We start from the raw sequence: 14769 nt of genomic DNA on the forward strand, positions 1-14769 counted from the left end.
CTGTCGATCGCGGCGGTCAGCCGCGCGGTGAGCCGGCGGATCACGGCGACGAGTTCGGCCGGCTCGTGCACCGTGCACGGCAGGTCGAACAGCCCGACGTGGACGGCGAGTTCGTCGAGCGAGTTCGACCCGTGTGCAGCAGGCAGTTCCCGTCGTCGACAGCCTCGATGACGCCGATCGTCGGCGGGACCAGTTCGGCCGCCGTCGCCGCCGGCACGTGCAGCGTGATCCGGGCCCGATAGCGGTAGGCGCCGGTCGTCACTCCCCGCGACAGGTAGTCGGCCAGGTCGACATCGGGCGCCTCGCGCGGCCGGAAGCGCGGCCCGGTCGGGGCCCGCCGCACCATCCGGTCCATCCGGTACGTCCGCCAGTCCGCCCGGTCGACGTCCCAGGCGACCAGATACCAGCGTCGACCGGTGTGCACCAGGCGGTGCGGTTCGACGGTACGCGTCGACTCCGCCCCGTCGTGGCCGCGGTAGTCGAACCGGACACCTTCCCGCTCGTGCTCACCCACGGCTGGCCCGGCTCGGTCGTCGAATTCCTCGACATCATCGGCCCGTTGACCGACCCCCGCGCGCACGGCGGCGACCCGGCCGACGCCTTCCACCTCGTCATCCCGTCGCTGCCCGGCTTCGGCTTCTCCGGCCCGACCGCCGACGGGGGCTGGGACACCGCCCGGATCGCCCGCGCCTGGGCCGAACTGCGCCGCCTCGGCTACGACCGGTACGGCGCGCAGGGCGGCGACATCGGGGCCGCGGTCAGCCCCGAACTCGGCCGGGTGGCACCCGACCTTGTCGCCGGCGTGCACGTCAACGGCGGTCCCGGAGACATCCCCGAGCTGCCGCTGCCCGACGACGAACTCGCCGGCCTCACCGACGTCGAACGCGACCGGATCAGCCGCATCGAGGCCTTCATGCGGGAGGAGTTCGGCTACATCGCGGTCCAGGGCACCCGCCCGCAGACCCTGGCGTACGGCCTCACCGACTCCCCGGTCGGCCAACTCGCCTGGATCATGGACAAGTTCCGGGAGTGGACCCACCCCCGTCCGGTCGAGCCGGACAAGGTGATCGACCGGAACCCGCTGCTCACCAACGTCATGATCTACTGGCTGACCGGTACGGCCGGTTCGGCGGCGTACGTCGGATACGCCCAGGAGCACGGCTGGGGCGCCCAGGCGGCGAACTCCGGCGTACCGACCGGGGCCATCGTCTTCGCGCACGACGTCGGCATCCGCCGCTACGCCGAGGCGGCACACACCATCACCCGCTGGACCGACGTCGACCGGGGCGGCCACGTCGCCGCGCTGGAGGAGCCGCCACTGCTCACCGCCGACATCCGCGACTTCTTCCGCGACCTGCGGTGACCGCCACCGCGACCGGGCCGCGGGCCGGCGGAAATCGACAGCGGGTTGTCGGAGGGTGACGTTATGCTCTGCGCCCGGTCGCGGGAGGCGACCGTCCCAACAGGAGGAAGAGCACTTGATCCTGTCGCGTATCCGCATACTGCCCGCAGCGGTGGTGACGACCCTGCTCGCGGCCCTGCTGATCGGCACACCCGCCGAGGCCGCCCCACGCACACCCGCACTGTCCGTCCCGAACCTCGCCTGGAGCGCCGCCGACGTCGACGCCAGCGAGGGCTGGGCCCAGATCCAGCTCACCTGGACCGTGGCCAATCAGGACAGTGCCGCCACCACGGTTCGCGGCACCGTCCAGTTCCGGCAGTTCGTGGACTCGACGCCGGTCGGCTCGGCCCGGACGGTCAGCTACGCCCTCGGTTCCACTCCCGCACAGGTGTGGTCGCATGCCGGCGACGTGCGCAGTTCCGACTACGAATACACCTTCCAGGTGCCCCAGTACGGCGCGGCGACGGCGGCCGTCTGGCGGGTCACGAAGGTGACGATCGAGGACGACCGGGGCAACAGCCGCACGCTCGGCCAGGCCGCGCTCGCCCACCCGGCCGCCCAGTTCAGCGTGACCCAGCTCGTGGACGGGACGGCACCCTACGTCACCTGGCTCACGTTGGCACCCGGCCAGCCGACCGCCGTCTACGACGACGGCAACGGGGTGACGCTGCGATACCGCACCCTGGTCAGCGACGAGGGCAGCGGCTTCTGGAAGGGACGCGTGGTGTTCGCCGGACCGCAGGGGCAGCGCGTCGTCGCGCCCTTCGCCGTTGAGCACCTCGGCGGCTGGGCGCCCCAGTGCGGCGAGGGCAACGACGTCCCCGACCCCACCTTCGCGTGGTGCACCGTGACGGCGGTGATCCCGGCCGGCAGCCCGGCCGGTGCCTGGTCGGTGCTCAAGGTCGTGCTGACCGACAACGCCGGGCACACCAACGTCCTCACCGGGGTGTCCGCCCCGACCGTCCGGGTGAGCCGCAACGACGTGATCTCCGCGACCGGCTTCACGGTGACGCCCGAGGTCGTCGACAACTGGCGTACGCCCAAGACCGCCGAACTCGTGTTCACCCCGTCCGGCGGGGTCGGCGGGCTGGCGTCGGTCCACGTCGAGGTGAGCTGGTGCGCGGCGAGCACGACGCCGACCATCCGCGCGGACGGCACCGCCGTGGTGCCGATCGAGATGGGTACCCACGCGAGTGAGTGCGTGATCACGGGCATCGTGCTGAAGGACGCCGCCGGCAACGAAGCGTTCTACGGCACCGCGTACGGCAACGCCGACCTGGGCCTCGCGATCACCCGGGTGGCCGACCCGGTCCCGCCGGCCGTGCTGTCGGCATCACTGTCCAAGACGGACTGGACCCAGGTCGAGTTGCAGGCCGGCGCGGGAATCCCGCTCACGGTGGCGGTCGACACCACCTCACCCGCCCCGGTGACCGGGATGAGCATGACGATCTACAACGCTGCCGGCGCGTCGCGGGGAGGCTCCTCGCGCGGTGTCCAGGAACCGGCGGACGGCCTGATCGGGCTCACCGCGTACCCGGGATCTCTCGCACCCGGTCAGTACACGGTCGGCTTCACCCTGACCGACGCGGCCGGGAACCGGACCCGGGTGGGCTACCCGGGCCAGACCGAGCAACCACCGGGTGGACCGCTGGTGATCACCGTCGTCGAGGGCTGAGCCCGCCCCGACCGGCTCCGACAGCCACCGAGCACCGCGCTCGGTGGCTGTCGCGCTTCCGGACCGATCGACCGGGCCGACGCCGGCGTGGGCAGGACTCAGCGCCCGTGAAGATCCCGAAGCGGTGGGACAACGGTCCCTGGTTGCCCGGGACAGCCGGCGGCTTCACTGCTTCATGGGCGGCACCGACGCGTGCCATCACGGGGCAGGCCCCGGCTGCGAAGGGAAGTACCGATGACACGCACCTCCTGCGGTGCACGAGGTGGCGGCGTACGACGCAGAACCACCCGAGCCCGATGGCGACGATCGACGGCGGCGCTCATCTGCGCCGCGCTCGTCGCCACCGGATGCACGCCCGGCGACGACGACGAGCCGGGCAAGGCCGGCAGCGTCGACAGCGCCGCCGTCGAGGCGGTGGCCAAGGGGCTGCCCGACGACCCGGCACAGGCGGCCGAGCAACTCGTCGCCGACATCCTCTCCGACGACGCCGACCGGTCGGCCGCGGCGACCGCCGAACTGCTGCGCCGCTCCGGGCACGCGATCGTGTCCGCGAAGGGGCCGGTCGTGGCGGTGCCCGACCAGCTGGCGATGGTCGACGCGCCGGTCTACGCGGAGCTCGTCCCGCTTCTGGCCAGGGCGACCCGGGCCGGTGACCGCTACTCCGTCGAGGAGTTCGCGACCCTGCTCACCTCGGTCGGGCTGACCGAGAAGGACCCCACGTTCGCCCAGCTCACCGCCGCGATCGGCAACTGGGCCAAGGAGCCGGGCGACAACCCGGTCTTCGTCACCGCGGCGGCCGGCGTACGCGCCCTCGCCGCCCACCGTCAGCAGGTCTTCTTTCCCGGTGCCGACCCGGCGTCGGTGTTCCTCGACCCGTTGCAGACCACGCTGCTGCTGGGGCACGCCACCAGCCGGTTCGGCGAGGTGAAGCCGGGCGCCAAGCCGCAGGCACTGGGCCGCCCCGGACTGGTCGACCGGTTGCTCGGCGGCGGGGTCGCCCACGCCGACCCGGCCGGGCCGTGCGGCGAGTTCGCCGCCATCTTCGCCAGTCCCGGCGACGCGGCCGGCAAGGCCCACGCAGACTTCCTCAAGGGTGAACTGAAGGACCGGCTGTCCAAGGAGTTCCTCACCGAAGGCGGCAAGGAGGCCTTCGACAAGGCGAACGAGGCGTGGGGCAAGGCCGGCGCGGCGGCGAGCGCGATCCTCCTGATGCTCGGCGCCCGCCTCGACCTCACCGCCGACAAGAGCAGCACGCACTTCAAGCACCGGGCGGGCACCCGGGACGAACATGTCACGCTCACCGCGACGGCGCTCTTCGACGCGGGGATCGCCCTGGACAAGTTGGAGTGCTACGCACTGGCCGGGGTCGACGTCCCCAAGCCCGGCCCGATGAAGGGCATGACCGTCAAATGGGACAGCGAGCAGCCACTGATCGGCGGGTACCAGAAGGGTGGCGCCCAACTGCTGAAGGCGATTTCGGCGGACAGCGCCAAGTTCACCCGTGGGTCGAAGACCGGTGACGACGGCAAGGCGACCCTGGAAGTCAAGCCACCGGTCGAGGACCCGGCGGGCGAGGGTGAGGAGTTGAAGGGCAAGGCCCTGTTCATCGCGAAGCTGGACAAGGAGAGCTTCCCGTTCGAGCTGGGCGACGCCTACGGCTTCCTGTCCAACGCCGTCGGCTTCGGTATCGGCAAGACCTTCGACCTGCTCAAGGAGGTCCTGGTCAAGGCGGGACTGCCGGCGCAGACCATCACCATCGAGGTCAAGTACCACGGCGCGGACATCATCCTGGCCCAGGGCAGCAACGAGGTGAACCTTCTCCTGGCGAAGCTGATGGACGTCCACGTCGACCTGGTCAGTTGCACCGGGGTGGCCGGTCCGTTCAAGGGCACGGCCGGGTACGCCGGTGCGGAGAGCAGCGGCATGCTCCAGGCCGCCGGTGCGGTCACCGGGGTCAACGTACCGAAGGGCTTCGCCGGCCAGGACAACGAGATCAGCGTCATGACCAACGACCGGGAGGGCCCGAACCCGTTCTTCATCATGAAGGGCGAGGGCGGCGCCCAGTTCCTCGACGGCGTACTGCGCTTCTATCCGTTCCTCAACACGCGGTTCGAGGTGCTGGCCGACTACCGGGTCGGCCGGCCGGTCGGCGACGTCGAGATCCTGCTCGGCGGCAGCAGCTTCCCGTTCAGCGACCTCTCCTGGCCCATCGTGCGGGTGCAAGAGGACCCGCGTTGCCCGAAGGTGAAGTACTCCTATGACGGCCTCTAAGCCCCACCGGGCGCTGCTGCTCGCCGCCGGCCTGCTGGCGATGGCCGGACTGGTCGCCTGCACCGGCGACGACGAAGGGCCCAGGATGGGCAACCGTGGTGACACCGGCGCCTCGTCGGCCGGCGGAGGACTGACCACGTTCGCCGGGCTGTACGTCTCCGCCGACGTCGTACCGGTGACGCAGACCGAGACCCAGGTGACGCTGGCCAGCGCCCGCCCCTGCCAGGACCTGTCGAAGATGCTGGCCGCCGGCCAGTGGCGGCTGGTCGACCGGCTGACGTACGGCAAGCTCAGCGACGAGGAACTGGCACTGATCGCCGGCTTCGGCGGCGTCGCCGGCGACCTGCTCCAGCGCGGCGACACGCTGGTGTTCGCCGGCCTCGAGGGTGGTTCGGCGTGTACGGCGACGGTCTCGACCGTCCCGCGCGGCGAGATCAAGCTGGAAGGCGGGGAGCTGCCCGGTACGACGCCGGGCTGGGTCGCCACGACGCGCTGCTACCGCTCGAAGTCGACCGGCGACCTGATCGTCAGCGTCTACTTCGACACCGACGCCAAGGTCGGCGGTCAGGGCCAGGTCTCGCTGGTCAAGTCCGGCGACGGCTACACGGTGGACACCGAGGACACCTCGTCGATCACGCTGAGCCTGCTGCGGCACAAGGGCCGGTACCTGAACACGATGTCGGCGGGGTACGCCAAGATGAGCCAGCCGGAGGGCTTCGTCGAACTGGAGCCCGGCGACTCGTTCGCGGGCAGCGCCACCCTCCAGGAGGGTACGGCCGACAAGTTGCCGGCCGGCGAGATCGTCCTGACCGGGCTGCTCGATTCCAACAGCTACGACGCCGAGATCGACATCTCCCTGCGGTTCGCCTGCTCCGGAGTTGTCGAAACCAATTAGGCCGGTGCCGGTCCGCGCGGATTGCCCCCCAACCGTGCGGACCGGCACCTCTTGTCCCGAAACGGGGGGACGGCGGGAACACGGCACGGGCCGTGTTCCCGCCGTCGGGTTTACTGGGCCGACGTGGTCGTGTGCGACAGTCGGATGATCATCGGACCGGAGGCGGGAGACGGCATGGACCGGGCGCGACGGATGTGGACCCTCTTCGAACCGGTACACGCGGTCACCTACTTCGCGCCGCAGGCCCGGGCCCGCTACGAGGCGGTCGGGCTGCGCGGCTACTGGCGCGGCTACTTCGCCGGCCGGGCCGCGGCGTTCGGGCCGGTCGGCCCCGGCCCGGTCCACGCCACGTTCTTCGGCTTCCACCCGGCGATGGTGCGGCGGGCACTGCCCGACGTGTGGACTCGGGCCACCCCGGCCGACACCCTGGCCGCCCGGCTCGACGGTGCCCGGGCCGCGCTCGACGACGTACTCGGGTCGGTGCCCGCGGCCGACGTGGCCGAGGCGGCGGAACTGCTGCGGTCGGCGGCCGGTCAGGCCGATCTCGCCGGGCGGGCGCTGGCCGCCGCGCACGCCGACCTGCCGTGGCCGGCCGACCCGGTCGGGGTGTTGTGGCAGGCGGCGACCGTGCTGCGCGAGCACCGCGGTGACGGGCACGTGGCGACGCTGGTCAACGCCGGTCTCGACGGGGTCGAGGCGCTGGTGTGGCGGTCTGCCCTGGACAGCGACCGGGAGGTCCTGCAACCCAACCGGGGCTGGTCGGACGAGGAGTGGGACGCGGCCGCCACCCGGCTGGTGGAGCGTGGCTGGCTGGAGGTCGACGGCAGGCCGACCACGGCCGCGCGGACCGCCCGCGACGACATCGAACGCCGCACCGACGAGTTGGCCGTCGCGCCGTGGCGTGGCCTGGGCGGTACGGCGACCGAGCGGCTGGCCTCCCTGCTCCACCCGATCGCCATGGCGGCCCGCACCCACCTGCCGGCGATGAACCCGATCGGCCTCCCCGCCCCGCACCGATCCGCGTGATCAGGGATTGAGTCGCGCGGGTCGCCGGCGGGTCGTGGTCTCCACTCCCTGATCACGCGGATCTTCGAGCCGGTGGTACGTGCTCAGGAGTCGAAGGTGCGGGCGTGGCGGTAGAAGAACGGCCGGTCGCTCTGCACGGGTACGACGCACAGCAGGTGGCCGCCGGGCGCGCGCAGGATGGTCCAGCCGTCGTGCCGCGCCTCCTCTTTGGCGCCGAGCGCGGTCAGCCGGGCCACCTCGGCGGCCACGTCGTCGGTCTCGATGTCGAGGTGGTAGCGCGGGGCGTCGTCGACGGCCTGCACCTCGAACGCCAGCTCGTGGCCGGCGGCGCCGGGCAGCACGGTGTATTCGTCGTCGGCCGGCCGCTCGGGTGTCACGCCCAGGGCGGCGCTCCAGAAGGAGACGGTGGCGTCGGCCTCGGCACGGGGTGAGTCGACGAACACGCCGTACAGGCGGCTGCGATGCATGACCGGCACGCTAACAGCCACCGCCCCGCCGGCCCCGGCGGCCCGTTCCGCGGAATCCCGGCGCGCCGACCCGGCGCGCCGACCCGGCCATGATCCGCGTGATCAGGGAGTGGAGAGTCCGACCCGCCGACGACACGCGCGACTTATTCCCTGATCACGCGGATCAGGCGGATCGGGCGACCAGGCGGATCAGCGGATCAGGCGGGGGCGGGCCAGCGCCAGCCGGTGATGCGGGGGTGGTCCTCGCCGTACTCGCGGGTGTGGGCGCGGCACGCGACGCGGGCGTCGACCATCCTCTGCCGTACCGACGCGGCCCGCCCGCCCAGCCCCGGCACCCGGTCGATGACGTCGGTGACCAGGTGGAAGCGGTCCAGGTCGTTGAGCATGACCATGTCGAACGGGGTGGTCGTGGTGCCCTCCTCCTTGTAGCCGCGCACGTGCAGGTTGGCGTGGTTGGTACGCCGGTACGTCAGCCGGTGGATCAGCCACGGATAGCCGTGGTAGGCGAAGATGACCGGCCGGTCGCGGGTGAAGATGGCGTCGAACTGGGCGTCGGGCAGGCCGTGCGGGTGTTCGGTGTCGGGCTGCAGGCGCATCAGGTCGACGACGTTGACGACGCGTACCCGCAGGTCCGGCAGGTGTTCGCGGAGCAGGGCGGCGGCGGCCAGGGTCTCCAGGGTCGGTACGTCGCCGGCGCAGGCGAGGACGACGTCGGGTTCCTCGCCGGTGCGGGTGCCGGCCCAGTCCCAGACGCCGAGGCCGCGTTGGCAGTGCAGGATGGCGTCGGTGATGCCGAGCCAGCTCGGCCCGGACTGCTTGCCGGCGACGACGACGTTGACATAGTGCCGGCTGCGCAAGCAGTGATCCATAGTGGACAGCAGGGTGTTGGCGTCCGGCGGCAGGTAGACCCGGACCACCTCGGCCTTCTTGTTGACGACGTGGTCGATGAAGCCGGGGTCCTGGTGGGAGAAGCCGTTGTGGTCCTGCCGCCACACGTGGCTGGACAGCAGGTAGTTGAGCGAGGCGATCGGCCGCCGCCACGGGATGTTCCGGGTCACCTTCAACCACTTGAGGTGCTGGTTGACCATGGAGTCGACGATGTGGATGAACGCCTCGTAGCTGGTGAAGACGCCGTGCCGGCCGGTCAGCAGGTAGCCCTCCAGCCAGCCCTGGCACAGGTGCTCCGACAGCACCTCCAGCACCCGCCCGCCGGGGGCGAGATCCTGGTCGTCGGGGGTGATCCGGCCGACGAACGCCCGGTCGGTGACCTCGAACGCGGCGTCGAGCTTGTTGGACTCGACCTCGTCGGGGCCGAAGAGACGGAACCGGTCCGGGTTGGCGGCGATCACGTCGCGCAGCCAGTTGCCGAGCACCCCGGTCGCCGAGGCGTCGGGGCCGCCGGGCCGGTCGACGGTGACGGCGTACGCGCGGAAGTCGGGCAGGGCCAGGTCGCGCAAGAGCAGGCCGCCGTTGGTGACCGGGTTGGCGCTCATCCGCCGGTCCCCGGCCGGTACGAGCCGGTCCAGGTCGCGGGCCGGGGCACCGGTGGCGTCGAAGAGTTCCTCCGGCCGGTACGAGCGCAGCCACTGCTCCAGCCGGGCCAGGTGTTCGGGGTTGCCCCGGGACACCGCGAGCGGCACCTGGTGGGCGTGGAAGGTGCCCTCGACGCGGTGCCCGTCGGCCTCCCGTGGTCCGGACCAGCCCTTCGGCGTACGGAGAATGATCATCGGCCAGCGGGGCCGGTGCCCGGGGTGGCCGTCGGGGGAGGGTTCGGCCCCGGCGTGGCCGCGGGCGCGGGCCTGGTTGGCGGCTGTGCCGCGGGCGCGGGCCTGGTTGGCGGCTGTGCCGCGGGCGCGGGCCTGGATGGCGGCGATCGCGTCCAGGGCGACGTCGAGGGTGCCGGCGAGCTCCTGGTGCACCCGGGCCGGGTCGTCGCCCTCGACGAGGTACGGCTGGTAGCCGTACCCGCGCATCATCGACAGCAGGTCGTCGGTCGGGATGCGGTCCAGCACCGCCGGGTTGGCGATCTTGAAGCCGTTGAGGTGCAGGATCGGCAGCACCGCCCCGTCGCGGGCCGGGTCGACGAACATGTTCGACAGCCAGCTACCGGCCAGCGGACCGGTCTCCGCCTCACCGTCGCCGATCACGCACGCCACCACCAGGTCCGGGTCGTCCATCACCGCCCCGTACGCGTGCGACAGCGAGTAGCCCAGCTCGCCGCCCTCGTGGATCGAGCCGGGCACCTCCGACGCGACGTGGCTGGGGATGCCGCCGGGGAACGAGAACTGCCGGAAGAGCCGCCGCATGCCGTCCTCGTCGCGGCCGACCGACGGGTACAGCTCGCTGTAGGTGCCCTCCAGCCAGGTGTTGGCGACGACCGCCGGGCCACCGTGCCCGGGCCCGGCCACGTAGATCATGTTCAGGTCGCGGGCGACGATCGCCCGGTTCAGGTGTACGTAGATCAGGTTCAGCCCCGGGCTGGTGCCCCAGTGGCCGAGCAGCCGGGGTTTGACGTGCTCGGGGCGTAGCGGCTCGCGCAGCAGTGGGTTGTCCAGCAGGTAGATCTGCCCGACCGTCAGGTAGTTGGCGGCCCGCCAGTAGGCGTCGAGCCGGCGCAGCTCGTCGTGGGTCAGCGGGCCGGCGAGTTCGAGCGCGGTGTCCACCCCTGCGAGCCTGCCGGCTCCCGCCGTACCCCGCATGCCGAACGCCCGGATGCGCCGTGCGGTCAGCCGTCCGGCGCCGGTCCGGCGTCGCCGGCGGCCGCGATCCGGCGGGCGCGGTGCACCGCCCAGAGGTCCCGGACGATGATCTGGATCATGGCGGCGACCGGGATGGCGAGCAGCGCCCCGGCGATCCCGGCCAGCTCCACCCCGACCAGGATCGAGATCAGCACCGTCAGCGGGTTCAGCTTCACCGTACGGGCGAAGATCACCGGCTGGAGCAGGTGGTTCTCCACCTGCTGGTAGACGACGAAGAAGACGATCAGGACGATGCCCACGGTCACCGACTGGGTGAACCCGGCCAGCACCGCCACCACCGCCCCGATCGTGGCGCCGACCAGCGGGATCAGGTCGGTGATGCCGACGAACAGGGCGATCAGCGGCGCGAACGGGACGCCGAGGACGGTCAGCACGATGAACGTCGCCGTACCCGCGATCACACTGATCAGCAGGTTGCCGGTGAGGTAGCCGGTGATCGTACGGGCGCACTCGTGCCCGAGCCGGCGGGCCCGGCGCGCCCGGCGCTCGGGCAGCAGCCCGAGCAGGCCGCCGGTCACCTTCGGGGCCTGCAGGACCATCAGGTACGACAACACGAAGATCGTCACGATCGCGGCGACCGTGATCGCGGCGCCCCGGGCGATCGCCACCGTCGGGCCGCCGAGTTCCGTGACGTGGCCGCGCAGCGGCTCGACGTTGGCGCGTACCTGCTCGACGATGTGGTAGCGCTCGGCGAGCCGGCCGACCGGCCCGTCACCGGACTGCACCTGCTCCACGAACCGGGGCAGCTCGTCGACGATCCGCGCGCCCTGCTGCGCCAGCGGCACCACGAACAGCGCACCGAGGCCGCCCAGCAGGGCGAACACGGCCAGGAACACCACCAGCGTGGCCAGCCAGCGCCGGCAGCGGGGCACGCGCTTCTGCAGCCAGTCGACCGCCGGGTTCAGCGCCACCGCGAAGAAGACCGCGACCAGGATCCAGACCAGGATCCGGCGGGTCGCGTAGATCAGCAGCAGCCCGAGCGCGCCGGCCAGCACCAGGCCGAGCACCGTCAGGGTCCGGCGGGCGGTGCGGCGTACGTCGTGCCACGCGTCTGGCGCCACGGGCTGCGACTACCCGCGCCGGGCGCCCTGATGCCCGCCGTGGTCCGTAGCCTGCCGGTAACCGGGAAGGTGCTTTGATTACCGCATGGCGAACCCGGCGATCCTCACCGTCGACGACGACCCGGCCGTGTCCCGGGCGGTGGCCCGCGACGTGCGGCGGCGGTACGGCGACCGCTACCGCGTCGTGCGGGCCGCTTCCGGTGCCGAGGCCCTCGACGCGCTGCGTGAGATCAGGTTGCGCGGCGAGCAGGTCGCGGTCCTGCTCGCCGACTACCGGATGCCGGCGATGAACGGTATCGAGTTCCTCGAGGCCGCGATGGACCTCTTCCCCCGCGCCCGCCGGGTGCTGCTGACCGCGTACGCCGACACCAACGCCGCCATCGACGCGATCAACGTCGTCGACCTCGACCACTACCTGCTCAAACCCTGGCACCCGCCGGAGGAGAAGCTCTACCCGGTGCTCGACACCCTGCTCGACGCCTGGCAGGCGACACCCGATCCGGCGATCACGGAGATGCGGGTCGTCGGGCACCGCTGGTCGGCGCCGTCGTTCGCCGTACGCGACTTCCTGGCCCGCAACCTCGTGCCGTTCAGGTGGCTGCTCGCCGACGAGCCCGAGGGCGGCCAGCTGCTGACCGCCGCCGGGGTGACCGCGAGCGACGTACCGCTGGTGGTGACACCGGACGGCAAGTCGCTGGTGATGCCGTCCGAGGCTGACCTGGCCGCGCAGATCGGCCTGAGCACCACCCCGGCCGCCGACTTCTACGACCTCGTCGTGGTCGGCGGCGGACCGGCCGGGCTCGGCGCCGCCGTCTACGGCGCGTCCGAGGGGCTGCGCACCATGCTGGTCGAGCGGCGGGCCACCGGTGGCCAGGCCGGCCAGAGCAGCCGGATCGAGAACTACCTGGGCTTTCCCGACGGGGTGTCCGGTTCCCAGCTCACCGAGCGGGCCCGCCGGCAGGCGCTGAAGTTCGGCACCGAGCTGCTCAGCGCCCGCGACGTCGTCGGGCTGGAGGCGGCCGGTTCGGCGAAGGTGCTGCGGTTCGCCGACGGCACCTCGATCGCCGCGCACACCGTCGTGCTCGCCACCGGCGTCGCCTACCGCCGGCTGGCGGCACCCGGCCTCGGCGAACTCACCGGCCAGGGCGTCTTCTACGGTTCGGCGACCACCGAGGCGCCGAGCTGCGCCGGCGCCGACGTCTACGTCGTCGGCGGTGCCAACTCCGCCGGGCAGGCCGCGGTCCACTTCTCCCGGTACGCCGGCCGGGTGCACATGCTGATCCGTGGCGGCGACCTGCGGCGGTCGATGTCGCAGTACCTGATCGAGCAGATCCAGGGGATCGACAACATCGAGGTGCACCCGTTCACCGAGGTCGTCGGCGGCTCCGGCGACGACCATCTCGAACGGCTCGAACTGCGCGACACCCGCGACGGGCGGACCCGCACGGTCGACACGTCGTGGCTGTTCATCTTCATCGGCGCCGAGCCGCGCACCGAATGGCTCGACGGCGCCGTGCGGCGCGACCCGCGCGGTTTCGTGCTGACCGGCCCGGACCTGATGGCCGGCGGCGGGCGGCCACCGGGCTGGGCGCTGCCCCGCGACCCCTACCACCTGGAGGCGAGTGTGCCCGGCGTGTTCGCCGCCGGCGACGTACGCGCCGAGTCGGTCAAACGGGTCGCGTCGGCCGTCGGCGAGGGCGCGATGGCCGTGTCCCTGGTCCACCGCTACCTGGCCGCCCAGTGACCGCGCCGGTGCCGGGCGGGGCGGACCTGCCGACGCTGCGCGTCGAAGAGCTGCGGACGCTGTTCCTGTTCGAGCGCCTCGACGACGAGCAGTTGAGTTTCCTGAGCGGGCAGGGCCGGGTCGAGTCGCACCCGGCCGGCGCCACCGTCTGGGCCGAGGGCGACGACGCCACCTGCTTCTACGTGCTGCTGAGCGGCACGATCGCGCTGAGCGGCCGGGTCCGTGGCGACGACGTCGAGGTGACCCGCACCGACCAGCGCGGCGTGTACGGCGGCGCCACCCAGGCGTACCTCGGCGACCGGGTGCCGCAGACGTACCGCAACTCGCTGACCGCGCTGACCGACGCCGAGTTCTTCGTGCTGCCGGCGCAGACGTTCGCCGAGGTCATGCGCGAGTGGTTCCCGATGGCGATGCACCTGCTGGAGGGCCTGTTCTACGGGATGCGGGCGGCCCAGAACACGGTCGGGGAGCGGGAACGCCTGCTCGCCCTCGGCCAGCTGTCGGCCGGCCTGACCCACGAGCTGAACAACCCGGCCGCCGCGGCCGTACGCGCCACGTCGGTGCTGCGTGGCCGGGTCGCCGGCATGCGGCAGAAACTCGCCATGATCGCCGACGGCCGGCTCGACGGGCGGCAACTGCACCGGCTCGTCGAGTTGCAGGACGAGGCGGTCAAACGGGCCGCCGACGTCCCGGCCCGCACGCCGCTGGCGATCAGCGACGCCGAGGACGAACTGTCGGACTGGCTCGACGACCACGACATCACCGGCGGCTGGGACCTCGCACCCACCCTCGTCGCCGGCGGGGTCGACACCCCCTGGCTCGACCAGATCACCGACGCCGTCGGCGCCGACAACCTCGAGGCCGCCGTCCGCTGGCTGACGTACACCATCGAGACCGAACTGCTGATGGGCGAGATCGAGGACGCCGTGACCCGGATCTCGACGCTGGTCTCGGCGGCCAAGCAGTACTCCCAGCTCGACCGCGCCCCGCACCAGACGGTCGACGTGCACGAACTGCTCGACGCCACCCTGGTGATGTTCAACGCCAAACTGCCCGACGGCGTACGCGTCGAGAAACACTACGACCGCACGCTACCGGCCATCCCGGCGTACGCCGCCGAGCTGAACCAGGTCTGGACCAACCTGATCGACAACGCGCTCGGCGCGATGCGGGACACCGGCGGCACCCTGACCCTGCGGACCGTCCGGGTCGACGAGTGGCTCTGCGTCGAGGTCGGTGACACCGGTGCGGGCATTCCCGCCGACGTACGCCCGCGCATCTTCGAACCGTTCTTCACCACGAAACCGGTGGGGGAGGGGACCGGTCTCGGCCTGGACATCTCATACCGGATCGTGGTCAAGAAGCACCACGGCGACATCCGGGTGGAGTCGGCGCCCGGCGACACCCGCTTCCAGGTGCTGCTGCCGCTGACCGCCGACTGAGCCGCGGTCCGGTGGGAGCCGCGCGTC

At 71.9% G+C, this 14769-nt stretch carries 11 protein-coding genes; 7 read left to right on the top strand and 4 right to left on the bottom strand.

Going from position 1 to position 14769, the window contains the following annotated elements:
- Positions 1 to 40 precede the first annotated feature (40 nt).
- Entirely contained in the window at positions 41 to 514 is a 474-nt protein-coding gene (locus AB0M79_RS16470) for a WYL domain-containing protein (RefSeq protein ID WP_364213724.1), read from the bottom strand.
- On the opposite strand from AB0M79_RS16470, the gene AB0M79_RS16475 reads away from it, so the two are divergent.
- From AB0M79_RS16475 to AB0M79_RS16495, 5 genes are all read left to right on the top strand, one after another.
- Positions 503 to 1363, top strand: coding sequence for an alpha/beta hydrolase (locus AB0M79_RS16475; protein WP_364213727.1), 861 nt, complete (start codon positions 503 to 505; stop codon positions 1361 to 1363). The two genes, AB0M79_RS16470 and AB0M79_RS16475, sit on opposite strands and share 12 nt — an antisense overlap.
- A gap of 115 nt (positions 1364 to 1478) precedes the next feature.
- A complete protein-coding gene (locus tag AB0M79_RS16480) occupies positions 1479 to 3077 on the top strand; it encodes a hypothetical protein (protein WP_364213730.1) in 1599 nt (532 codons plus the stop codon).
- 234 nt (positions 3078 to 3311) lie between these two features.
- Positions 3312 to 5348 carry a hypothetical protein gene (locus tag AB0M79_RS16485; RefSeq protein WP_364213733.1) on the top strand — a complete coding sequence of 679 codons (2037 nt, stop codon included), beginning with the start codon at positions 3312 to 3314 and terminating at the stop codon, positions 5346 to 5348.
- Positions 5335 to 6243, top strand: coding sequence for a hypothetical protein (locus AB0M79_RS16490; RefSeq protein WP_364213736.1), 909 nt, complete (start codon positions 5335 to 5337; stop codon positions 6241 to 6243). Before AB0M79_RS16485 ends, AB0M79_RS16490 begins: the two co-directional genes overlap by 14 nt.
- A gap of 192 nt (positions 6244 to 6435) precedes the next feature.
- Complete coding sequence (locus tag AB0M79_RS16495) at positions 6436 to 7269, top strand: hypothetical protein (protein WP_364214251.1); 834 nt, start codon at positions 6436 to 6438, stop codon at positions 7267 to 7269.
- A gap of 83 nt (positions 7270 to 7352) precedes the next feature.
- On the opposite strand, the gene AB0M79_RS16500 is transcribed toward AB0M79_RS16495, so the two are convergent.
- The 3 genes from AB0M79_RS16500 to AB0M79_RS16510 form a co-directional block, all read right to left on the bottom strand.
- Positions 7353 to 7736, bottom strand: coding sequence for a VOC family protein (locus AB0M79_RS16500; RefSeq protein WP_364213739.1), 384 nt, complete (start codon positions 7734 to 7736; stop codon positions 7353 to 7355).
- A gap of 197 nt (positions 7737 to 7933) precedes the next feature.
- Positions 7934 to 10399 carry a phosphoketolase family protein gene (locus tag AB0M79_RS16505; protein ID WP_364213742.1) on the bottom strand — a complete coding sequence of 822 codons (2466 nt, stop codon included), beginning with the start codon at positions 10397 to 10399 and terminating at the stop codon, positions 7934 to 7936.
- A 62-nt stretch (positions 10400 to 10461) separates the two neighbouring features.
- Positions 10462 to 11556 (bottom strand): AI-2E family transporter, encoded by a 1095-nt coding sequence (locus AB0M79_RS16510; protein WP_364213745.1) that lies wholly within the window; start codon positions 11554 to 11556, stop codon positions 10462 to 10464.
- 85 nt (positions 11557 to 11641) lie between these two features.
- On the opposite strand from AB0M79_RS16510, the gene AB0M79_RS16515 reads away from it, so the two are divergent.
- Both AB0M79_RS16515 and AB0M79_RS16520 read left to right on the top strand, forming a co-directional pair.
- Positions 11642 to 13300 carry an FAD-dependent oxidoreductase gene (locus AB0M79_RS16515; RefSeq protein WP_364213747.1) on the top strand — a complete coding sequence of 553 codons (1659 nt, stop codon included), beginning with the start codon at positions 11642 to 11644 and terminating at the stop codon, positions 13298 to 13300.
- Positions 13297 to 14742 (top strand): ATP-binding protein, encoded by a 1446-nt coding sequence (locus tag AB0M79_RS16520; RefSeq protein WP_364213750.1) that lies wholly within the window; start codon positions 13297 to 13299, stop codon positions 14740 to 14742. The genes AB0M79_RS16515 and AB0M79_RS16520 overlap by 4 nt, the downstream gene beginning before the upstream one ends.
- Positions 14743 to 14769: the final 27 nt, after the last annotated feature.

This window comes from Polymorphospora sp. NPDC051019, from assembly GCF_040683055.1.
In the GTDB taxonomy this organism is placed as follows: Bacteria; Actinomycetota; Actinomycetes; order Mycobacteriales; family Micromonosporaceae; genus Polymorphospora; species Polymorphospora lycopeni.

What these genes read in the sequence shown, in the direction of transcription:
- AB0M79_RS16490 (WP_364213736.1), top strand. Translation starts at nt 5,335, where the DNA reads ATGACGGCCTCTAAGCCCCACCGGGCGCTGCTGCTCGCCGCCGGCCTG.
- AB0M79_RS16515 (WP_364213747.1), top strand. Translation starts at nt 11,642, where the DNA reads ATGGCGAACCCGGCGATCCTCACCGTCGACGACGACCCGGCCGTGTCC.
- AB0M79_RS16495 (WP_364214251.1), top strand. Translation starts at nt 6,436, where the DNA reads ATGTGGACCCTCTTCGAACCGGTACACGCGGTCACCTACTTCGCGCCG.
- AB0M79_RS16500 (WP_364213739.1), bottom strand. Translation starts at nt 7,736, where the DNA reads ATGCATCGCAGCCGCCTGTACGGCGTGTTCGTCGACTCACCCCGTGCC.
- AB0M79_RS16485 (WP_364213733.1), top strand. Translation starts at nt 3,312, where the DNA reads ATGACACGCACCTCCTGCGGTGCACGAGGTGGCGGCGTACGACGCAGA.